This is a genomic window from Erwinia persicina, assembly GCF_019844095.1.
Classification (GTDB): domain Bacteria; phylum Pseudomonadota; class Gammaproteobacteria; order Enterobacterales; family Enterobacteriaceae; genus Erwinia; species Erwinia persicina.
This window is the reverse complement of sequence record NZ_CP082141.1, coordinates 3,320,442-3,341,135: the sequence shown is the minus strand read 5'-3', so window position 1 is coordinate 3,341,135 and position 20,694 is coordinate 3,320,442. Positions and strand designations below refer to the sequence as shown.

General features: G+C 52.1%; 18 protein-coding genes. 9 read left to right on the top strand and 9 right to left on the bottom strand.

The features are described from left to right. Positions 1-5 precede the first annotated feature (5 nt). The 4 genes from K6L24_RS15325 to nagB all read right to left on the bottom strand — a co-directional run bounded on the left by K6L24_RS15325 (position 6) and on the right by nagB (position 4,054). A complete protein-coding gene (locus tag K6L24_RS15325) occupies positions 6-758 on the bottom strand; it encodes an HAD-IIA family hydrolase (RefSeq protein ID WP_062748489.1) in 753 nt (250 codons plus the stop codon). A gap of 18 nt (positions 759-776) precedes the next feature. Beyond that, positions 777-2,000: a DNA-binding transcriptional regulator NagC gene (gene nagC / locus K6L24_RS15320; protein WP_062748391.1), complete on the bottom strand. Its 1,224-nt coding sequence runs from the start codon at positions 1,998-2,000 to the stop codon at positions 777-779. 7 nt (positions 2,001-2,007) lie between these two features. Next, positions 2,008-3,156, bottom strand: a complete 1,149-nt coding sequence (nagA, locus tag K6L24_RS15315) for an N-acetylglucosamine-6-phosphate deacetylase (RefSeq protein WP_062748393.1) — start codon at positions 3,154-3,156, stop codon at positions 2,008-2,010. 97 nt (positions 3,157-3,253) lie between these two features. Then, on the bottom strand, positions 3,254-4,054 hold the full coding sequence (gene nagB, locus K6L24_RS15310; RefSeq protein WP_062748395.1) for a glucosamine-6-phosphate deaminase: 801 nt from the start codon (positions 4,052-4,054) through the stop codon (positions 3,254-3,256). A gap of 334 nt (positions 4,055-4,388) precedes the next feature. On the opposite strand from nagB, the gene nagE reads away from it, so the two are divergent. Together nagE and glnS are read left to right on the top strand one after the other, a co-directional pair. Continuing rightward, entirely contained in the window at positions 4,389-6,338 is a 1,950-nt protein-coding gene (gene nagE / locus K6L24_RS15305; RefSeq protein WP_187510067.1) for a PTS N-acetyl glucosamine transporter subunit IIABC, read from the top strand. A gap of 212 nt (positions 6,339-6,550) precedes the next feature. Next, positions 6,551-8,218: a glutamine--tRNA ligase gene (gene glnS / locus K6L24_RS15300; protein WP_222681620.1), complete on the top strand. Its 1,668-nt coding sequence runs from the start codon at positions 6,551-6,553 to the stop codon at positions 8,216-8,218. 40 nt (positions 8,219-8,258) lie between these two features. On the opposite strand, the gene K6L24_RS15295 is transcribed toward glnS, so the two are convergent. Further along, entirely contained in the window at positions 8,259-9,137 is an 879-nt protein-coding gene (locus K6L24_RS15295) for a LysR family transcriptional regulator (RefSeq protein WP_072277486.1), read from the bottom strand. A 92-nt stretch (positions 9,138-9,229) separates the two neighbouring features. Between K6L24_RS15295 and K6L24_RS15290 the strand changes: the two genes are divergently transcribed. The 6 genes from K6L24_RS15290 to K6L24_RS15265 all read left to right on the top strand — a co-directional run bounded on the left by K6L24_RS15290 (position 9,230) and on the right by K6L24_RS15265 (position 16,977). Beyond that, positions 9,230-10,588, top strand: coding sequence for an MFS transporter (locus K6L24_RS15290; RefSeq protein WP_222681619.1), 1,359 nt, complete (start codon positions 9,230-9,232; stop codon positions 10,586-10,588). Further along, positions 10,576-10,965: a hypothetical protein gene (locus K6L24_RS15285; protein ID WP_222681618.1), complete on the top strand. Its 390-nt coding sequence runs from the start codon at positions 10,576-10,578 to the stop codon at positions 10,963-10,965. The genes K6L24_RS15290 and K6L24_RS15285 overlap by 13 nt, the downstream gene beginning before the upstream one ends. A gap of 118 nt (positions 10,966-11,083) precedes the next feature. Continuing rightward, positions 11,084-12,331, top strand: coding sequence for a tryptophan permease (gene mtr / locus K6L24_RS15280; RefSeq protein WP_062748405.1), 1,248 nt, complete (start codon positions 11,084-11,086; stop codon positions 12,329-12,331). Positions 12,332-12,549: 218 nt separating this feature from the next. Next, the gene (gene chiP, locus K6L24_RS15275; RefSeq protein ID WP_118664458.1) at positions 12,550-13,953 is read left to right on the top strand and encodes a chitoporin ChiP; all 1,404 of its coding nucleotides are present in this window, start codon (positions 12,550-12,552) and stop codon (positions 13,951-13,953) included. A 27-nt stretch (positions 13,954-13,980) separates the two neighbouring features. After that, a complete protein-coding gene (chiQ, locus tag K6L24_RS15270) occupies positions 13,981-14,301 on the top strand; it encodes a ChiQ/YbfN family lipoprotein (protein WP_187510046.1) in 321 nt (106 codons plus the stop codon). A gap of 21 nt (positions 14,302-14,322) precedes the next feature. Next, positions 14,323-16,977 carry a beta-N-acetylhexosaminidase gene (locus tag K6L24_RS15265; RefSeq protein ID WP_222682336.1) on the top strand — a complete coding sequence of 885 codons (2,655 nt, stop codon included), beginning with the start codon at positions 14,323-14,325 and terminating at the stop codon, positions 16,975-16,977. Positions 16,978-17,034: 57 nt separating this feature from the next. On the opposite strand, the gene fur is transcribed toward K6L24_RS15265, so the two are convergent. From fur to ybfF, 4 genes are all read right to left on the bottom strand, one after another. Beyond that, positions 17,035-17,478, bottom strand: coding sequence for a ferric iron uptake transcriptional regulator (fur, locus tag K6L24_RS15260; protein WP_062748415.1), 444 nt, complete (start codon positions 17,476-17,478; stop codon positions 17,035-17,037). Positions 17,479-17,872: 394 nt separating this feature from the next. Next, entirely contained in the window at positions 17,873-18,403 is a 531-nt protein-coding gene (gene fldA, locus K6L24_RS15255; RefSeq protein WP_062748417.1) for a flavodoxin FldA, read from the bottom strand. Positions 18,404-18,544: 141 nt separating this feature from the next. Then, positions 18,545-18,826 (bottom strand): LexA regulated protein, encoded by a 282-nt coding sequence (gene ybfE / locus K6L24_RS15250; protein WP_062748419.1) that lies wholly within the window; start codon positions 18,824-18,826, stop codon positions 18,545-18,547. A gap of 295 nt (positions 18,827-19,121) precedes the next feature. Next, positions 19,122-19,886: an esterase gene (gene ybfF, locus K6L24_RS15245; protein ID WP_222681617.1), complete on the bottom strand. Its 765-nt coding sequence runs from the start codon at positions 19,884-19,886 to the stop codon at positions 19,122-19,124. A gap of 262 nt (positions 19,887-20,148) precedes the next feature. Between ybfF and seqA the strand changes: the two genes are divergently transcribed. Then, on the top strand, positions 20,149-20,691 hold the full coding sequence (seqA, locus tag K6L24_RS15240) for a replication initiation negative regulator SeqA (protein ID WP_062748423.1): 543 nt from the start codon (positions 20,149-20,151) through the stop codon (positions 20,689-20,691). Positions 20,692-20,694 lie beyond the last annotated feature (3 nt).

Genomic DNA, 20,694 nt, shown 5'->3' with positions numbered 1-20,694 from the left:
AAAGACTAGATAATGTCGATATCGGCAACCGAAGGGTAGATCCAGGTGGGGCGGAACGGCATGGCGTCGACGTCACTGAGCGTGGAAACCCCCGACAGCACCAGAATGGTTTCCAGTCCGGCCTGAAAACCGGCAAGAATATCCGTGCGCAGGTTGTCACCCACGATCACCGTCTCTTCTGAATGCGCCTGCATCTTGTTCAGCGCGGCACGCATAATCCACGGGCTGGGTTTACCGACGTAAAATGGCTGGCGGCCGGAGATCTTTTCGATACCGGCACACAACGCACCGCAGGCCGGCGAGAAACCGTGGCCGTGGCTGTCCGGATTGGTAGCGATAAAACGCGCACCGTTCGCCACGAACCAGGCGGCTTTATGCATCATGTCCCAGTTAAAGGAGCGGGTCTCACCCACGATCACAAAGTCGGGGTTGATATCCGTGATGGTAAAACCGGCCTTGTACAGCTCATGGATCAGGGCCCCTTCGCCGACGACATAGGCTTTCTTCCCTTCCTGGCGCTTCAGAAAATCTGCCGTGGCCATCGCTGAGGTATAGAAGACGCTGTCCGGCAGCTCAATGCCGGCGGAGGCAAAGCGGTTTGACAGATCCATGGCGGTTTGCGAAGGATAGTTCGTCAGTACCACCAGAGGCATATTATTGCCGACGATACGCTGTAAAAACTCGCGAGCGCCAGGTACGGCTGTATTATCGTGCATCAGCACGCCGTCGATATCGCAGATAACGTTCTTTATCGTCATGCGTTCAGATTCCATCATTTAATTAACTTCCAGCAGTCGTTGCAGCAAAATGCCATTGAGCATCGCCCGTTTTGCCAGAGCAAAAGCACCAATCGCCGAACGATGATCGATCGCCGAGCGCACCACCGGCAAATTTTTACGGAACGCATTTAGCGCCTGGGTATTAATGCAGCCTTCAATGGCAGGTAGCAGCACTTTGTCGGCTTCCATTATTTCACCCGCGATGACAATTTTTTGCGGATTGAACAGGTTAATGGCGATGGCGATGGCTTTACCAAGATGGCGTCCAACGTGCTCGATGACTTCCGCCGCCAAAGCGTCGCCACGGTTGGCGGCACGGCAGATGGGCTGAATGTGACAGTCGTCCAGTGTGAGACTGCTTGGATAGCCCTGGTTCAACAGATGTCGTACACGGTTTTCAATCGCACTGTTGGCAGCAATGGTTTCCAGACAGCCAAAGTTGCCGCAGTGACAACGTTCGCCCAGCGGATCGACCTGGATATGTCCCAGCTCTCCCACGTTACCGTTACTGCCGAGGAAAATATGCCCGTTGGCAATAATACCGGCCCCCGTACCGCGATGAACACGCACCAAAATGGAGTCTGCACAGTCACGCGATGCGCCAAAATAGTGCTCCGCCAGCGCCAGGCTGCGAATATCGTGGCCGACAAAACTGGTGACGTTAAACCGTTTTTCAAGGTTGGCAACCAGTGGCCAGTGACTGACATTAATATGCGGCATATAACGGATAATGCCGTTATTCGGGTCGACCAATCCGGGCAGAATGACGGAGATAGCGATCAGCTCGCGCAGCTTGCGCTGATGAAGTTCTGAAAAGTCGGCAATGGCCTTGAACAGCGCATTTTCCAGTGTTTCCTGAGTGCGTTCAGGCAGTGAGTAGTGCTCTTCCGCCAGCGATTTACCACTCAGATCGAACAGCGTGACAGTCGCATCATGACGGCCCAGTCTGACACCAATCGTGTTAAACCCCCGGGTTTCCGTGATGATGGAGATGGCACGACGGCCTCCGGTAGAGGCCTGCTGATCGACTTCTCTGATCAGACCACGGTCAATAAGCTGACGCGTGATCTTGGTAACACTGGCGGGGGCGAGCTGACTGTGCTCGGCAATCTGGATTCGAGAGATAGGGCCCTGCTGATCGATCAGCCGGTAAACGGCCGCACTATTAAGTTGTTTAACAAGATCAACATTTCCGATTTGTGCCTGGCCGCCGGTGGTCATTAAATATCTACTCGCTTAAGACCTCGTTACCATTAACGATGGTCCGGGTGATTTTGTAATCGCGGGTGAACACGGTCAGATTGGCCACTTTTCCGGCTTCAATCGTCCCTAAACGTGCCTCTACCCCCATTGCGCGGGCTGGGTAAAGCGTTGCCATACGAAGCGCTTCATCAAGTGCGATGCCGACATGTTCGACGCTGTTAGCTACCGCTTCGATCATAGTCAATGCAGAACCACTGAGCGTGCCATTCTCATCAACACACAGCCCGTTGCGATAGTATATTGTTTTACCAGCAAAAATGAACTGATCAATGGCAGCGCCTGCTGGTGCCGTCGCGTCGGTAACCAGGATCAGCTTGTCACCTTTGATTCGTTTAGCATTGCGAATGTTTGCGTAATGGACGTGGAGCCCATCGGCAATAATGCCGCACCAGACCTCAGAAGAGTCAAACAGCGCGCCGATCAGACCAGGCTCGCGGCCGCTGGTGGTCGGCATGGCGTTATAGAGATGCGTCGCAAAGGAAACCCCGGCGTCAATCCCGGCGAGGGCTTCATCATAGGTGCCGTGTGAATGGCCGGCAGAAATCACAATGCCGGCATCACGCAACTGACGGATTACAGCGGCATCGACTTTTTCCGGAGCGAGTGTGATTTTGCCGATCACATCGGCATTGGCGCACAGAAAGTCAACCAGCGCCTGATCGGGCGCCCGGATCAGATCGGGATTGTGCGTGCCTTTTTTCAACGGATTGAGCCACGGCCCTTCAAGATGCAGACCCAGCGCCTGATTGCTGTTCTGGGCCAGCCAGGCACGCATCACCTCAACAGCACGCTTCATCAGTTCATCTGTGCTGGTGATCAGCGTTGGCAAAAAGCTGGTGCAACCCGATTTCTCGTTGGCTTTTTGCATCGTTTGCAGCGTTTCAACGCTGATAGCGGCAATATCATCATTAAACTGCACGCCACCACAGCCATTTAACTGCAGATCAATAAAACCAGGAGCAATAATCGCGCCATCCACCTGACGCGTTTCAATGCCTGTGGGCAGATCTTCCAGTGGGCAGATGCGTTCAATCAGACCATTGGCGATGACAACCGCATGGCGATCGAGGATTTTGTGGCCAGTGTAAATGCGGCCCTGGGTTAATGCGTACATAGCTATTCTCCTGACTTTCCTGATATTGCTTGTCCTGCCGTCAGAAATTTTCTTCCGGCAGGCACCAATCTGTCATGACAGCGCCCGTCAGGGACGATCACAGATCTTTGATATTTCCTGCTTCCATCTCGCGGAAATATTTCACCGTTTTCATTTTCAACTCCATGGTGGCCGGTTCGTCACACACCACCACGGCTTTCGAATGGAGTTGCAGACAGCTGATAGTCCACATATGGTTCACGTTGCCTTCAACGGCGGCCTGCAGTGCCTGTGCTTTGAGATGACCGGTAACCAGGATCATGACTTCTTCTGCATCCAGCAACGTACCCACGCCTACGGTCAGGGCATACTTGGGGACCTGATCAACGTCACCGCCAAAGAAGCGTGAGTTAGCAATACGGGTCTCGTGAGTCAGGGTTTTGATGCGGGTACGTGAAGCCAGTGATGAAGCCGGTTCGTTAAAGGCAATATGACCGTCGTTGCCTACGCCACCCATAAATAAATGGATTTTGCCGTAAGCACGGATCTTTTCTTCATACTGGCGACATTCTGCGTCAATATCTGGGGCATTACCATTGAGAAGATTGATATTTTCAGTTGGAATATCAACGTGATCGAAAAAGTTACGGTACATAAAGCTGTGATAGCTTTCCGGATGCTCTTTTGGCAGGCCAACGTATTCGTCCATATTGAACGTCACTACATGCTTGAAGCTAACCTGGCCCGCTTTGTGCATCTCAATCAGGTGCTTGTATGCTTCCAGCGGGGTGCCGCCGGTAGGCAGACCCAGAACGAAGGGACGGTCAGCCGTTGGTTTGAACGCATTGATGCGGTTAACAATATGGCGTGCTGCCCATTTTCCGACCTGGGCTGGCATTGCCAGAGGAATCAGTCTCATCTTGCACCTCGTAGTAGCAGAGTTGGGAATAGAGTAAAACGGTGATCTGTCTGAGCGCTGACTAAGCGTAACCCGATTGGCACAGGCTGACAGTGGGTTTTATCCGTTTTGATTTTTCGGATCATAAAATAAGTTTGTGCAGTTAGCCAGTCACATGCTAACAATAATGCGTTTTTAAGTGATTTTTGTCACATAAATGCGGGTTTAATTTGCGAAGCGAATTAATTTTTTTTTACACTTCGCTTCGTGGTGTGTAGTGTCGAACTGACAAAAAAAAGCCGTGAAAAAAAACAGACGGTTTTTGCCGCCCTAACCGGGCTCACAGGGGGAAATGGTGAATATTCTAGGATTCTTTCAAAGATTAGGGCGGTCGTTACAGCTGCCTATCGCAGTGTTGCCTGTTGCCGCACTGATGCTGCGCTTCGGCCAGCCTGATTTACTCAATATGCCGTTTATTGCGCAGGCGGGCGGGGCCATATTTGACAACCTCGCCCTTATCTTCGCGATTGGTGTGGCATCTACCTGGTCCAAAGACAACGCCGGCGCGGCAGCCCTTGCCGGTGCCGTGGGGTATTTCATTCTGACCAAGGCAATGGTCACCATTAATCCGACAGTCAATATGGGCGTGCTGGCGGGGATCATCACCGGTCTGGTTGCCGGTATGGCCTACAACCGCTGGTCTGACATTAAGCTGCCGGACTTCCTGAGTTTCTTCGGTGGCAAACGTTTCGTTCCGATTGCGACCGGTTTCTTCTGTCTGGTGCTGGCGGCGGTATTTGGTTATGTCTGGCCACCGGTACAGGCCGGCATCCATGCAGGCGGTGAGTGGATCGTCTCGGAAGGGGCCTTCGGTGCGGGTATCTTCGGCTTCGTTAACCGTCTTCTGATCCCAACGGGCCTGCATCAGGTACTGAACACTATTGCCTGGTTCCAGATCGGTGAGTTCACCAATGCGGCGGGTGCGGTCTTCCACGGTGATATCAACCGTTTCTATGCGGGTGATGGTACGGCGGGGATGTTTATGTCGGGCTTCTTCCCGATCATGATGTTCGGTCTGCCGGGTGCTGCGCTGGCAATGTACCTGGCGGCACCAAAGGCGCGTCGTCCGATGGTAGGCGGTATGCTGCTGTCCGTTGCAGTCACCGCATTCCTCACCGGCGTAACTGAACCGCTGGAATTCCTGTTCATGTTCCTGGCACCGATGCTGTATCTGATCCACGCCATCCTGACCGGGATCAGCCTGTTTGTTGCCACCTCACTGGGCATTCATGCGGGCTTCTCCTTCTCTGCGGGCGCCATCGACTATGCCTTAATGTATAAACTGCCGGCGGCCAGCCATAACGTCTGGTTACTGTTGGTGATGGGGCTGGTGGCGTTTGTTGTTTACTTCGTGCTGTTCAGTGCGGTGATCCGCATGTTGAACCTGAAAACACCGGGCCGTGAAGATGAAGGCGACCTGCTGGTCAAAGATGAGGCCAACAGCAACACCGAAGAGGGGCTGGCTGACCTTTCCCGCCAGTACATTGGCGCGATTGGCGGGTCAGATAACCTGAAGGGAATTGATGCCTGTATTACCCGTCTGCGTCTGTCAGTAAAAGATGCCTCGCTGGTCAATGATGCACAGTGTAAACGCCTCGGTGCGTCCGGCGTGGTGAAACTGAACAAGCAAACCATTCAGGTCATTGTGGGGGCGAAAGCCGAATCCATCGCTGAAGAGATGAAAAAACAGATCGCGAAAGGGCCGGTGGCGGCCGCGGCGGCAGTGAGTGCTGCACCGATGACACCGACGGCTGCACCTCAGGCTGTGCCTAATGTGGCGAAAGGGATTGTAGGTTCGCTGGTGGCACCAGTTAGCGGCACGGTCGTGGCCATTGAGCAGGTACCGGATGAAGCCTTTGCCAGTAAAGCCGTTGGTGACGGTCTGGCGATCAAACCTACCGGCAGTACGGTGGTGGCACCGGCTTCCGGCACCCTGGTTAAGATCTTTAACACCAACCATGCCTTCTGCCTCGAAACGGAAAAGGGTATCGAAATCGTTGTGCATATGGGACTCGATACGGTGGCGCTGGAAGGTAAAGGCTTCACGCGTCTTGCCGAAGAGGGCGCGACGGTGGTCGCCGGTCAACCGGTGCTGGAGATGGACCTGGCATTCCTTAACGCCAATGCCCGTTCGATGATCAGCCCCGTGGTGGTCAGCAACATCGAAGATTTCGCCGGGATCACCCTGCTCGCCGGTGAAACGGTGGTGGCAGGCGAAACGCGGATATACGAAATTAAAGGCTAACAGCGTCATTGAGTGCGACTGTGGCAGGGCGGGAAGCGATTCCCGCCCTTTTTTATGTGATTCCCGCAACAAACGGTTGTTTCCCCTGTCAGCTTTGTGGATCATACTCCGATATTTCATAGCTAAATTATACTTGTCATTCTTCCGGTAGCCGCCTGGCGACAACCTGAAGAAATGAGAGCCAATGCCCAGCATTAATTGAGGAAATTGAGATGAGTGAGGCTGAAGCCCGCCCAACTAACTTTATTCGTCAGATTATCGACGAAGATCTGGCGAACGGTAAGCACAGTTCAGTGCACACCCGCTTCCCGCCTGAGCCGAATGGCTATCTGCATATTGGTCATGCGAAATCAATCTGCCTGAACTTTGGTATCGCTCAGGATTATCAGGGGCAGTGTAACCTGCGCTTTGATGACACTAACCCGGTGAAAGAAGATCTGGAGTTTGTTGAATCAATCAAGCGTGATGTGCAGTGGCTGGGCTTTAAGTGGAGTGGTGACGTACGCTACTCATCTGACTATTTCGAGCAACTGCACAATTATGCCGTTGAGCTGATTAGTAAAGGGCTGGCGTACGTTGATGAACTGTCACCGGAGCAGATCCGTGAATACCGTGGCAGCCTGACCTCAGCGGGTAAAAACAGCCCCTTCCGCGATCGCAGCGTGGACGAAAACCTTGCCCTCTTTGCTAAAATGCGCGCGGGCGGCTTTGCCGAGGGCACCGCGTGTTTACGAGCCAAAATTGATATGGCTTCCAACTTTATCGTTCTGCGCGATCCGGTGATCTACCGCATCAAATTTGCCGAACATCATCAGACCGGCAATAAGTGGTGCATCTATCCGATGTATGACTTTACCCACTGCATCTCTGATGCGCTGGAAGGCATTACTCACTCACTGTGTACGCTGGAATTCCAGGATAACCGTCGCCTGTACGACTGGGTGCTGGATAACATCACCATTCCGGTTCATCCGCGTCAGTATGAATTCTCTCGCCTGAATCTTGAATATGCCATCATGTCCAAGCGTAAGTTGAGTCAGTTGGTGACCGAGAACGTGGTGGAAGGTTGGGATGATCCCCGTATGCTGACTGTTTCGGGTTTGCGCCGCCGTGGCTACACTGCGGAATCCATCCGTGAATTCTGCCGCCGCATTGGGGTGACCAAGCAGGACAATATTGTTGAAATGGCCGCTCTGGAATCCTGTATCCGTGACGACCTCAATGAGAATGCCCCGCGTGCCATGGCAGTGATGGATCCGGTAAAAGTGGTGATTGAAAATCTGCCTGCGCATCACGATGAGGTGATCACCATGCCGAATCATCCGAGCAAGCCGGAAATGGGTACCCGCGAAGTCCTGTTCAGTCGTGAGATCTACATCGATCGTGCTGACTTCCGTGAGGAAGCAAACAAGCAGTACAAGCGGCTGGTGCTGGGCAAAGAAGTGCGTCTGCGTAACGCCTATGTGATCAAAGCCGAGCGCGTGGCAAAGGATGATGAAGGCAACATTACCTGCCTGTTCTGTACCTGTGATGTGGATACTCTGAGCAAGGATCCGGCCGACGGGCGTAAAGTGAAGGGCGTGATCCACTGGGTGTCAGCTGTTCATGCCCTTCCGGCAGAGTTCCGTCTGTACGATCGGCTGTTCAGCGTACCGAATCCGGGGGCGGCAGAAGACTTCCTGGCCAGCATCAACCCGGAATCTCTGGTGATCCGTCAGGGCTTCGTGGAGCCCGGGATGCAGCAGGCGGAGGCGTCAGCCCCGTATCAGTTTGAGCGTGAAGGCTACTTCTGCGCTGACAGTGTCTACTCCAGTGCCAGCAATCTGGTGTTCAACCGCACCGTTGGCCTGCGTGACACCTGGGCGAAAGTCGGCGAGTAAGCTGCTACTCCGAAGAAAAGGGCGTTGATGCGCCCTTTTTTTATAATTCCGCACACAGATAATCAATAAACAAACGCGTTTTACGCGGCAGGGTGACCCCGGCGGCAAACACGGCGCTGACCGGCTGTACCGGAAGCTGCCAGTCACTAAACAGGATCTGTAACGCTCCGTCCGCCACATCCTCAGCCACCAGCCATTCAGGCAGTACCGCCACGCCCAACCCCTCCAGCGCCATCTGGCGCATAATCTGAGCAGAATTGGCGCTGTAACTTGCCTCACTTTTAATCTCGCAGTGTTCTTTATCCAGACTGAAACGCCAGCGGCCCGGATGGGGCAAGTTGCTGTTATGTATCCACGGTAATGCGGCAGTCTCACTGAGGTTTTGCAGCGGGTAGCGGGCCACAAGGTGGGGGGAGGCCACCAGCCATATCCGGTATTCGCCCAGTTTGCGGCTCCTGAGTGAAGAGTCTCGCAGCGTGCCCAGGCGGATAGCGATATCCAGTTTGTGGCTGACCAGGTCGTCCAGCGATGCACCCACGTTATAACTGAGTTTCAGAGCGGGATGCTGCCGACAGAAACGGGCAACGAGGGGCATCAGACAGCGCTGACCATATTCCCAGGTTGAGGTGATACGCAGCTCACCGGAAAGGGGCTGGCTGTCATCGGTAACGCGGCTAACCGCCTGTTCGATTTGGGAAAATATCGTCCTGAACTCTTCATAAAGCTGACTTCCGCTTTCCGTCAGCGCCAGATTGCGGGTATTGCGTACCAGCAGAGTCACGCCCAGCACCTGTTCCAGTGTTTTGACATGCAGGCTGACCATGGCCTTGCTCAGACCGAGATTATCAGCGGCACGGGTAAAGCTGCCGCTGTCGACGACCGCGAAGAACGTGTGGATCTTATCGAGATGGGTATGCACGTGATTGTTCACTTTTATAAAACAATATTTTCAATTTATGCCAGTCGATTTACGTAGTCAATCACCGCTATGCTGCGCCCGGAGGTATGACTATGAGTTATCGTTACCGTGTTGCCGTCATTTTTTTGCTCGGTTTTTTTATTGATTGTATTAATATTTTTATGTCGGCTGTTGCCCTGCCGGAGATAGCCGGACAACTGAGTATTGCCAGCGGATCGCTTAGCTGGGTGGCGAACAGTTACATCCTTGGGCTGACGGTGATTATTCCGGTCAGCGGCTGGCTGGCTGGCCGCTTCGGCGCACGCCCGGTGCTGGTGGTATCGATGATCCTGTTCAGCCTGGCGGCATGGGGTTGTGGTCGGTCCGATTCATTTACGTTACTGGTGCTGTGGCGTTTTTTACAGGGTATGGCGGGGGGACTGCTGATCCCGGTAGGGCAGGCGCTGACGTTCAACCTGTTCCGGGGCAGGGAGCGGGCAACCATTTCTACGCTTATCATGTGTGTGGCGCTGATAGCCCCGGCACTTTCTCCCCTTTTAGGGGGAATGATTGTGGACACACTCTCGTGGCGCTGGATTTTCTGGTGCAATATTCCGTTTAGTCTGGCTGCCGCTGTACTGGCCGCACTGTGGATAAAGCCTGAAACGCTGACGGCTATTCATCCTGACATTCGGGGTATTCTGCTGGTCTGTCTGTCGCTGGCTGCCGTGCTGCTTGGGCTCTCACGGCTGAGTGAGCCGGGTTCCGCGCTCCCGGCCTCGCTGTGGCTGCTGTCGGGGCTCTGTCTGGCATTCGCTTATCTGAAACATTACCGGCGTCAGGCGCAGGCGGTAATAGATCTGAGTCTGCTGCGTAACGCCCGGCTTCAGCTTGCAGTGGTGGTGTATTACGCGGTACCGGGCCTGTTTACCGGGGTAAACCTGCTGAATATATTTTATCTGCAACAGTGCCTGCATTTTTCTGCCGAGCGCAGCGGGGCTTTTATGCTGTTTTACGGCGGTGGTGCGCTGGTGGCGATGTTGCTGTGTGGTCGTCTCTACCATCGTCTTGGAACCGCCATCCTGTTCAGCACGGGCTTAGTGCTCCATGCCGTCGGTATCGCCATGCTGGCGCTGGTACAGAAGCCGGAACAGATCCTGGTGTTGAGCCTCGCCTACCTGTTGATGGGCATTGGCGGCGGAATAAGCGCCAATACGGCGCAAACCAGCGCCCTGAGCGATTTTCACGATCGACAGATGACGCGGGCCAGCGTGATATGGAATATTAACCGTCAGCTTTCATTCAGCCTGGGGGCGGCCCTGCTGACGGTGCTGTTCAGTTTACTTAATCACTTTTATCCTGCAGCGCAGTCATATCAGCAGGTTTATATCATCGCCGCCGTTACCGGGCTGCTTCCGCTGTGGATGATCTCCCGCCTCACCCGTCATAAGGATACCCTGTGTCAACATTAACCGAAAAAGCCCGTGAAAGTGTTCTGGTGTTACATGAACAGATTACTGCCGTATTTAATGGTAATGAAAGTCAGTTAACGCCGCTGCTTTCACATTTTGACCCCGACTTTGTGATGGTCACGCCCACCGGCAAGAGCCTGGCGATGCCTGAGCTAGCGGCACTGTTTGCACGCCTGGTCGGCGGGCGGCAGGGGTTGAAAATTACCATTGAACAGTGTCAGACCCTGGCCCAGTTTGGCCAGGAGGTGGCCATTCAGTATCACGAACGGCAGCAGCAGGGGGAAAATCATACTCACCGAATTTCACTGGCGGTGATTAACTGTGGTGTTGAGCCACCGCGCTGGCGATATTTACAGGAAACGATGGTGACCAACTGATTACTGTACTAGTTCGCGAGTGTGAAGATGTGTAGACTATGCGGCATTATGGCCGTTTAGCCAGTGGATTATCCCGGCAAAGGGCATGTTTTTTTACTGCTTCCGCTAAGGGATTGTTATGGCTGTACCGGCTTCTGCTGTTCGCTTACCGTCGACACTGTGGGGAACACTGATTATCAGCGGCACCATCATTGGTGCCGGAATGTTTTCTCTTCCTGTGGTGATGTCCGGTGCCTGGTTTCTCTGGTCCTCGGCTCTGCTGATCGCCACATGGTTCTGTATGTTGCTGTCCGGGCTGTTATATCTTGAAGCCAGTCTGCATTATCCCGCTGGAGCCAGTTTCGATACCGTTACACGTGACCTGTTGGGGCGTGGCTGGAATCTGGTTAATGGCCTGTCGGTAGTCTTTGTATTGGGTATCCTGACCTACGCCTATATTTCTGCCAGCGGAGCGATTATACAGCGCAGCCTGGGGCAGTTAGATATCGGCATGTCGGCCCGGGTGGCTGGTCTGCTGTTTACGCTGCTGGTGGCACTGTTTATCTGGCTTGGGACGGCGGTGGTTAGCCGCATGACGCTGATTTTTCTTGGCGCAAAGGTCATTACTTTTTTGATGATTTTCGGCGGGCTGCTGTGGCATATCGAGCCGGTCAATCTGCTCGACAGCCAGGGAACGGAGAGCGATTATTTACGCTATCTGTGGGCCGTCGTGCCTTTCTGCCTGGCCTCTTTTGGCTATCATGGCAATATTGCCGGGTTGATCAGTTATTATCATAAAAATGCAGCACGCGTCAGCCGCTGTCTGGTTTTTGGCACGTTAATGGCTCTGGCGATCTATTTTATCTGGATCATTGGCACCATGGGTAATATTCCGCGCAGCGAATTCAAAGTGATTGCTGCGCAGGGGGGAAATATCGATGTGCTGGTCGGGGCGCTATCGGGTGTGTTGCATAATCGCTATCTGAATCTGATGCTGGACATCTTCTCTAACTTTGCTGTTGCCTGCTCTTTTCTTGGTGTCAGTCTCGGCTTTTTTGATTACCTTGCCGATTTGTTTAAGCTGGATAATTCTGCACTCGGACGATTGAAAACTACGCTACTGACGTTCAGCCTGCCGTTAACGGCTGCACTCATCTGGCCTGATGGTTTTTTGCTGGCTATTGGCTATGCGGGGCTGGCTGCGACCGTCTGGGCAGTCGTGACGCCTGCACTGCTGGCCAGACAGTCCCGGCGACGTTATTCCACGGCCAATTGGCGTGTCAGGGGAGGTAACGCGCCGATTATCCTGGTGCTGTTGTTTGGTTTGCTGAATGCGCTGGTGTCGCTACTCTCTTATGGCGGGTGGTTACCGCTCTATACGGGCTAAACTGTATAATAGTAAAATACCATTAGTAGAAATACGAAAGTGGTATTTTTATTTCCCGTGAGTTTGTGGTGTCGATCATGTTTTTACATTCATAATTTATTTTCAATTGATAATTCGCGTCGCGAAAAATAATATGCATCCGTGGGTGATATAAGGCGTTAATTAATTAATCGCCAAATGGAATTATTTTCCCATCCGATAAGAATAAGGATTATTCGATGCATAACATTACCTCTGGGCGAAGTTCGCTAGCGATTCCGCTGGCGTTGAGTTTAATTTCATCTGGTGTTTTTTATTCTTCACCTTCTGTTGCTACTGGTTTTATTACAGATTCTGCACTTAATGGCAGCATTTACTACTGGCAGCGGCAGCGCGACCGTAAAGATCTCGAGCCAGCGAGTGATAAATATGGCCAGTATCAGCAAAACCTGCACCATTCTACCTTTAACGGCAGCCTGGATTTCTCTTCAGGATTGGCTGCTGACATTATCGGTTTAGACCTGGCGGTGTTTAGCGCTCTTGAAATGGCGAACAGCGGCCCAGCGGCTCCAAATGAAATTGGTTTCAGTAATGCGAAAACCCGCTGGGATGAACGCTGGAGCGGTGACCGTAGTGGCACCAGTATCTATAAGGCTGCAATAAAAGTTAAATATGATGATATATGGCTAAGGGCGGGGTATTTACAACCCACGGGACAAACTCTCCTGGCCCCACACTGGAGTTTTTTACCTGGCACTTATCTCGGTGCGGAAAGTGGATATCGGCATGATTTTGGCGATGCGGGTGTGTTGTCATTTTCGTATATGTGGAGCGACCGTTATAAAGCCCCCTGGTATGAAAATATGTATAACTTCCGCAAAGCCGATGGCTCTACGGGAATACGTTATCTGCATTCATTAGGGTTAAAATATGAATTCACCAACAAATTAGTTTTAGAAGGAGCGTTCGGACAGGCAGCAGATTACATGGACCAATATTTTGCTAAAGCATCTTATGCTTTTCCACTTATTGGCAATGATCTGCGCACCAGCTGGCAGTTCTATGGTGCCAAAGATAAAGAACATGGCGGTGCGGAAAATATTAATGATGTTTACGAGGGGCTGGCGTGGCTTCAGGCGTTGACTCTGGGCTATATCGCGGGGCCATTTGATTTTCGCCTTGAAGGAACGTGGGTAAAAGCTGAGGGTAATCAGGGCTATTTCCTGCAGCGTATGACACCCGGTTACGCCTCCTCCAATGGTCGCCTTGACGTATGGTGGGATGCCCGGTCCGACTGGAATGCCAATGGTGAAAAAGCGCTGTTTGCCGGGGTCATTTACGATCTCGTCAGTTGGCAGTTACCAGGGTGGGGTGTGGGTGCCTCTTATGCCTATGGCTGGGATGCGAAACCCAGCAGTAATCCGGTTTATAACCAGAGCTCGCGTTTAAAAGAATCGGCGTGGAACCTTGATTTACTCTATACGATTCAGGAAGGCGCGGCGAAAGGGACGTTGTTCAAGCTGCATTACACCCGCTATGACAACCACAGCAATATTCCCAGTTACGGCAGTGGGTACAACAATATTTTCCAGGATGAAAAAGACGTTAAATTTATCGTAATTGCGCCTTTCACCCTGTTTTGATTGCGCAGGACTGACAGGAGAATGGGTATGAAAGCAGGGATAACAATTTTCTTGATGCTGCTGTTGTGCGGCTGCATGTCGCAGATGCAGCGTAGCAATACGCCAGAGCGCGAAGCCTGGCGCAGCTGTATTAATCAGGCAAACGGCAGCGCTGAAAAGGTTAAGGCCTGCAAACCGCTACCTGGCTCTCTGCACCAGCAGCCACAGCACCAGCAGTTTGCCCGCCAGGAAAGTGTGCGAGTCCTTGACTATGAACGCTGCCTGGACGCGGAACAAATGGGCGGCGGTGAAGGTGTTCATGAACGCTGTGGCAAACTTTGGCAGGAAATTCAGCAGGCTAATCAATAATTGACAAGGAAGGATGCAATTATGAATGTTAAAAGAACCAGTCAGTTAGCACTGGCAGTTATCGCTATTCTGGGAAGCAGTACCGGTCTCGCGAGCCAGCAGCTGGTGGATCAAATCAGTCAGTTCGGTGTTAGCTATCAGGTTACTGATAACCATGCTGCGCTCAACGGTGTGGACTGTGCTGTACTTGGGGCTGACTGGGCTTCCTGCAACCGCGCCACGATTACGCTGACGAACAATGGGCCAACAATCACCAGTAAAAACTGGGCAATCTATATGAGCAACGTCCATAAAACGCTGGCTGTTCAGAACGATCAGTTTCGAATGGTGCATATTGTCGGCGATCTGACCCGGCTGGAACCTACGGATAAATTTGTCGGTTTGGCACCCGGGGCTTCTGTCGTCATCCCGATTGTTAATGAGTACTGGCAGCTATTTAGCACGGACGTGATGCCACGCTGGTATGTGACGTCCGGTGATGCTAAACCAAAAATCATTCAGGCTACGGATACAGAAGATCTCTCTCGTTTCGTGGTTCCGATTGGTGATCAGTGGAAACGCACTCCTGAAGATAAAAATATTCTGATGGAAGCTGGCAGCCGCTACGTGAAAAATCAAGATGTTAAACAACTTGCTGCCAGCGAACTTCGTGGACAAATTGTTCCCACTCCGCTGAAAGTGGTGATAGCGGAAGAGGATGCCGATCTCAGTCAGGGTATAAACCTTAATTTGGCGAGTTTACCGAAAGATCGGGCGGAAGCCGTTAAACAACGTTTCTCCCTGCTGGGCGTGAAACTGAATGCGGCAGGTTATCCTATCCTTACCACCGTGAACCCAGCAGCCCTGAAAGATATTCCTTCGATATCAGGGGCTTATAGTTTGGTTATCTCGAAAGATAAAGCCGAGGTGATTGGGTACGATGCGCAGGGGGTTTACTACGGTCTGCAGTCAATTATGTCACTCCTGCCAGCAGACGGAAGTCATCGTATTGCCACCTTGAAGGCTGATGATGCACCACGCTTTAGCTACCGCGGCATCTTCCTTGATGTGGGCCGAAACTTTCACAGTAAAACGGCCATCCTGAGGATGCTTGACCAGATGTCCGCCTGGAAAATTAACGTCTTCCACTTCCATCTCACGGATGATGAAGGCTGGCGTATTGAAATTCCTGGCCTGCCAGAGCTGACTGAAGTGGGTAGCCGACGCTGTCACGACCTCAAAGAACAGCGTTGTCTGTTACCGCAGTTAGGCTCAGGGCCGTTCAGCGATAATAACGGAAGTGGCTACTTCAGCCGTGACGACTACATTGAGATTGTGAAATTTGCTGAAGCACGCGGTATCCAGGTATTGCCAGAAGTCGATATGCCTGCCCATGCCCGCGCTGCCGTGATCGCCATGGAAGCGCGTTATCAGCACCTGATGAACGCTGGCCGTGCAAAAGAAGCGTCAGAGTACCGTCTGGTCGATCCAGGAGATAACTCCAATACTACGTCGGTACAACTTTATGACCGGACCAGCTATCTGAACCCATGCCTGACTTCCTCACTGCATTTTGCTAATAAGGTCATCAGTGAAATTCAGCTTATGCACCGCGAAGCCGGGCAGCCACTGCGTAGCTGGCACTTTGGGGGGGATGAAGCAAAAAATATTCGTCTTGGTGTTGGCTATACCGATATCAAACACCCTGAGGCGGGTAAAGGTCAGCTTGATCTCAGCAGGGAAGATCAGCCGTGGGCGAAGTCCCAGGTTTGTCAGGCCATGATTGCATCAGGTAAGGTCAGCGATCTGGGGCATCTTCCGAGCTATTTTGCTTTGAAGGTCAGTGAATTAGTCAAAAAACACGGTATTGAGCGAATGCAGGCCTGGCAGGATGGTTTGAAAAATGCCCAGGATGCCCATGCGTTCGCTACGCCTGAAGTTGCGGTAAATTTTTGGGATACGCTTTACTGGGGTGGCTTCGACACGGTGAATGACTGGGCGAACAAAGGCTATCAGGTGATTGTTTCAAACCCAGACTATCTCTATATGGATTTCCCGTCTGAGGTGAATCCACTCGAAAGGGGCTATTACTGGGGCACTCGTTATAATGATGAACGTAAAATGTTCAGTTTTGCGCCGGATAATATGCCACAAAATGCAGAAACTTCTGTTGATCGTGACGGTCAGTTCTTCAATGCGAAATCTGACAAACCATGGCCTGGTGCAACCGGTATGTCGGCACAGTTGTGGAGTGAGACTGTACGCACTGATGACCAGATGGAGTCTATGATCTACCCGCGTATGTTCTCTGCAGCAGAGCGCTCCTGGCATCGTGCGGCTTGGGAGCAGGATTATCAAGCTGGCAAAGAGTATCGGGGCGGTGAAACGCAATGGATTGACCAGCGTGCTTTACACGATGACTGGCAGCGATTCGCCAATATTCTTGGTCAGCGAGAGCTGGCTAAACTCGATAAGCATGGCATCAGCTATCGTTTACCGGTGCCAGGCGCACGCATTGTGGCTGGCAAACTTGAAGCTAACACGGCCTTCCCTGGTTTAGAGATGCAGTTCAGCACCGACGGCGGAAAGCGCTGGCAGTATTACGACAGACAAAACCTACCAACGGTAACCGGAGACGTGCAGATTAGAGCGGTAAGCCCGGATGGGCAGCGCTTCAGCCGACAGGAATCATTGTAAGACAGGCATAAAAAAACCGATGGCAGGGCCATCGGTTTTTGCATTCAGTCGATCAGATTACTTATCGTGCAGAGTCTCGTCTTCACGGCAATCACCCAGCGAACAGTGGCCATAAAGATACAGGCTGTGGTTGCTCAGTTTAATACCATGACGCGTAGCGATTTCACGCTGACGCTCCTCAATATATTCGTCTCTAAACTCAATGACTTTACCGCAGTCCAGGCAGATCAGGTGATCGTGGTGGTGCTGTTGGGTCAGTTCGAAAACGGATTTACCGCCTTCAAAGTTGTGGCGGGTAACGATCCCCGCGTCATCGAACTGGTTCAGGACACGGTAAACCGTAGCCAGACCAATTTCTTCGCCCATATCAATCAGGCGTTTGTACAAGTCTTCCGCACTGACGTGATGGCCCTCTGGTTCCTGAAGCACTTCCAGAATTTTCAGTCGGGGAAGCGTGACTTTCAGGCCGGCCTTCTTTAATGCGGTGTTATTGTCAGTCATGCGGATATTGTCCTGTTACTTTGCGAGTCACTTAGTGGCTGAAAAGCCCTGAACATCGGTCGGCGCTAAAAATGAGTGCGTTTCAGTATAGAACTGATAATTCGAAATGAAAACCAAAAGGGATGCCTGAAACCGCAAGGGATGTAAGGATAAGTGTCGTTACATCCAGGGAAGCGCGCGCCCGGATTATGTTGGTTTAACATCTCGATCTGCCTCATCTCATCGCCCTTAGGGCGACTCACGTCCTCAATAATGGGGCTTGCGCTGAGAAAGCGGGTAACCGATGGGGTTATTGTACAGTTTTGCAGATGAAAGTTACAAATATGTATCTATTACTTCTATAGGAAAAACCACTCACTTGATGTGAGATACCTCCCACATCAAGCTGTTATAGCTATGCTTCGATAATGTCTTGCAGCTGAAGTTCATCTGAAATTTGTTTTACCCACTGCTCAACACGCTCGTTGGTGAGCTCCGGCTGACGGTCTTCATCAATGGCCAGGCCAAGGAAGTGGGTGTCATCTGCCATGCCTTTAGAGGCTTCGAAGTGATAGCCTTCACTCGGCCAGTGGCCAACAATGACGGCACCGTTCGGCTCAATGATGTCACGGATAGTGCCCATCGCATCACAGAAGTACTCCGAGTAATCTTCCTGATCGCCACAGCCGAACAGGGCCACGAGTTTACCGTTGAAGTCGATCTCTTCCAGCGTCGGGAAGAAGTCATCCCAGTCACACTGTGCTTCACCGTAGTACCAGGTCGGGATGCCCAGCAGCAGAATATCAAAGGCTTCAAGGTCTTCTTTGCTGCTTTTAGCAATATCACGAACTTCTGCAACATCTTTCCCCAGTTGCTTCTGGATCATTTTTGCAATGTTTTCGGTATTGCCTGTATCGCTACCAAAGAAAATGCCGACGAGTGCCATGAGCTTAATAACCTCTTGAATCTTAATGATATGGTGACTGCTGATTTTTTAGCAGATATCGTTAATGATAACAGACCGCCGTAAGCGGATAAATGAGTAATACTGCTGGTTTTGTCGCTGAGTGCTCACCCCCCGAAAGAATCAGGGCTGATGGCTTTGCAGCTGTGCCAGCAGCATCTCTTCAATCAGCTCACTTCGGCTCATATTACGCTCGAAAGCCAGCTGATTCAGGACATCCACCGCGTCGCTGTTCATTTTCAGCTCAACACGTTTCAGGCCGCGCACTTTATCACGCTTGAGCTGATTACGTTTGTTGATACGCAACTGCTCATCACGCGTCAGCGGATTGGTCTTGGGTCGTCCCGGACGACGTTCATCTGCAAACAGATCGATCGTTGTGCGGTCCGTATTCTCTTTTGCCATAGGAATCGTCGTACTGAAAGGCTGGATGACTGATGAATTGGCCGATATGCCGTCTGAGGGTTCAGCAGCGGCAAAATTTTAGCGCGCCATCATACCCCAGTGAAAGTGGTGACGACAATCATTTATCCCCTTCATTCTTCAAGCGGTCGGGGGGATGATGGCGTCCTTAATCCGGCCCTTCCTGGGCCTGTTCCCGGCCACTGAGTGATTTCTGCTCACACCCTTGACCGAACGTCTTGCCGCCCTGCAGCAACACGCATGATTTTGGTTATGATAACCGGAGCAAATAATTTTTTTACAACGCAAAAAAACGACGAATAGCACGTAACACCGCATCGGGCTTTTCGGCATGTACCCAGTGCCCGGCACCGCTTATTACATGTGCACGGGCCTGCGGGAACTGTGACATTAGCGCATCACGATATTCGTCTGCCAGATACGGTGAGCGGTCTCCGCGAATGAAAAGCACCGGGTGCGGCCAGGCCGGTAGCGACTGCCAGCCAATAATGTCGTCATAACAGGACAACAGCACGGGAACGTTGAAGCGCCACTCACCATCATGAAATGATTTGAGCAGAAACTGAATCACGCCTTCTTCGTCAATCGACTGCCGCATCAGCGATGCTGCTTCACTCCGTGAGGTGATAGCCGCATTTGTCACGGCGTTCAGGGCTGTGAAGATGTCATCGTGGTGACGGGTGGTGTAAGCCACTGGCGCAATATCAATCACCACGATACTCTCTACCCGATCGGGGGCCAGCGCGGTCAACGCCATAGCGATCTTCCCGCCCATTGAATGTCCGATCACACTAAAGCGATCGACCTGCAAGTCGTCAAGCGTTTCCAGGATGTCCTGAGCCATCAGGGGATAATCCATCTCAGGCGCACGCGAAGACAAGCCGTGATTGCGCACATCGAGTTGAATCAGACGACGATCGTCTTTTAATCCCCGGGCCAGTACGCCCAGGTTGTCCAGGCTGCCGAACAGGCCGTGGATCAACACCAGAGGCAGTCCATGAGTCGCAGATTGTTCAGATTGCAGGCGGAAATTCAAATTCATAGCGAAAGTTCTTACAGTTGGCACGAGGGCTTAGGGTATCATGGATCCCACAATTTCTGCCGCTGGTGCGAATCACGGAGATGATCTTTTTGCGGCATATTCCGACTTTTGCCCTGAAAAGGGCATGGCGCTACACCCCGGCAGGATTTAACTTTATAATCCTGATGTTAGAACTGGGCAGGCTAAACGCCGTGAGGGTGACGAGAGTCTTCGTCCCTGAGTAACCGGGTTCTGATACAAGCACTAACCGTACTGGATAAAGATGAAAACGATCGAAGTCGACGAAGAGCTATACCGCTATATTGCCAGCCACACTCAGCATATTGGTGAAAGTGCATCAGATATTTTGCGCCGGATGCTGAAATTCACCGCCGGTCAGACCATGTCAGCGGTGTCCGCCTCTGCGATGGCAAAAGAGCCTGTTGCGGGTGGCATTAAAACGGAGTCCCGGCCGCAGGATCGCGTTCGCGCGGTGCGTGAGCTGTTGCTTTCGGACGAGTATGCCGAGCAGAAGCGGGCGGTAAATCGTTTCATGCTGATCCTGTCAACTTTATACAGTCTGGATGCCAAAGCGTTTGGTGCAGCGACTGAATCGCTGCAGGGTCGAACCCGCGTCTACTTCGCGGGTAACCAGCAAACGTTGGTAGAAAATGGCACCCATACGAAGCCTCAGCACGTTCCGGGCACACCGTACTGGGTGATAACCAACACAAATACTGACCGTAAGCGCAGCATGGTGGAACACATTATGCTGTCGATGCAGTTCCCGGTGGAACTGACAGAGAAAGTTTGCGGTACCCTCTAACTG

Excerpts from the sequence above, each read along its gene's own strand:
- seqA (WP_062748423.1), top strand. The coding sequence starts at position 20,149 with ATGAAAACGATCGAAGTCGACGAAGAGCTATACCGCTATATTGCCAGC.
- glnS (WP_222681620.1), top strand. The coding sequence starts at position 6,551 with ATGAGTGAGGCTGAAGCCCGCCCAACTAACTTTATTCGTCAGATTATC.
- mtr (WP_062748405.1), top strand. The coding sequence starts at position 11,084 with ATGGCTGTACCGGCTTCTGCTGTTCGCTTACCGTCGACACTGTGGGGA.
- K6L24_RS15290 (WP_222681619.1), top strand. The coding sequence starts at position 9,230 with ATGAGTTATCGTTACCGTGTTGCCGTCATTTTTTTGCTCGGTTTTTTT.
- K6L24_RS15265 (WP_222682336.1), top strand. The coding sequence starts at position 14,323 with ATGAATGTTAAAAGAACCAGTCAGTTAGCACTGGCAGTTATCGCTATT.
- chiP (WP_118664458.1), top strand. The coding sequence starts at position 12,550 with ATGCATAACATTACCTCTGGGCGAAGTTCGCTAGCGATTCCGCTGGCG.
- chiQ (WP_187510046.1), top strand. The coding sequence starts at position 13,981 with ATGAAAGCAGGGATAACAATTTTCTTGATGCTGCTGTTGTGCGGCTGC.
- fur (WP_062748415.1), bottom strand. The coding sequence starts at position 17,478 with ATGACTGACAATAACACCGCATTAAAGAAGGCCGGCCTGAAAGTCACG.
- nagA (WP_062748393.1), bottom strand. The coding sequence starts at position 3,156 with ATGTACGCATTAACCCAGGGCCGCATTTACACTGGCCACAAAATCCTC.
- nagB (WP_062748395.1), bottom strand. The coding sequence starts at position 4,054 with ATGAGACTGATTCCTCTGGCAATGCCAGCCCAGGTCGGAAAATGGGCA.
- ybfF (WP_222681617.1), bottom strand. The coding sequence starts at position 19,886 with ATGAATTTGAATTTCCGCCTGCAATCTGAACAATCTGCGACTCATGGA.
- fldA (WP_062748417.1), bottom strand. The coding sequence starts at position 18,403 with ATGGCACTCGTCGGCATTTTCTTTGGTAGCGATACAGGCAATACCGAA.
- ybfE (WP_062748419.1), bottom strand. The coding sequence starts at position 18,826 with ATGGCAAAAGAGAATACGGACCGCACAACGATCGATCTGTTTGCAGAT.
- K6L24_RS15325 (WP_062748489.1), bottom strand. The coding sequence starts at position 758 with ATGACGATAAAGAACGTTATCTGCGATATCGACGGCGTGCTGATGCAC.
- nagC (WP_062748391.1), bottom strand. The coding sequence starts at position 2,000 with ATGACCACCGGCGGCCAGGCACAAATCGGAAATGTTGATCTTGTTAAA.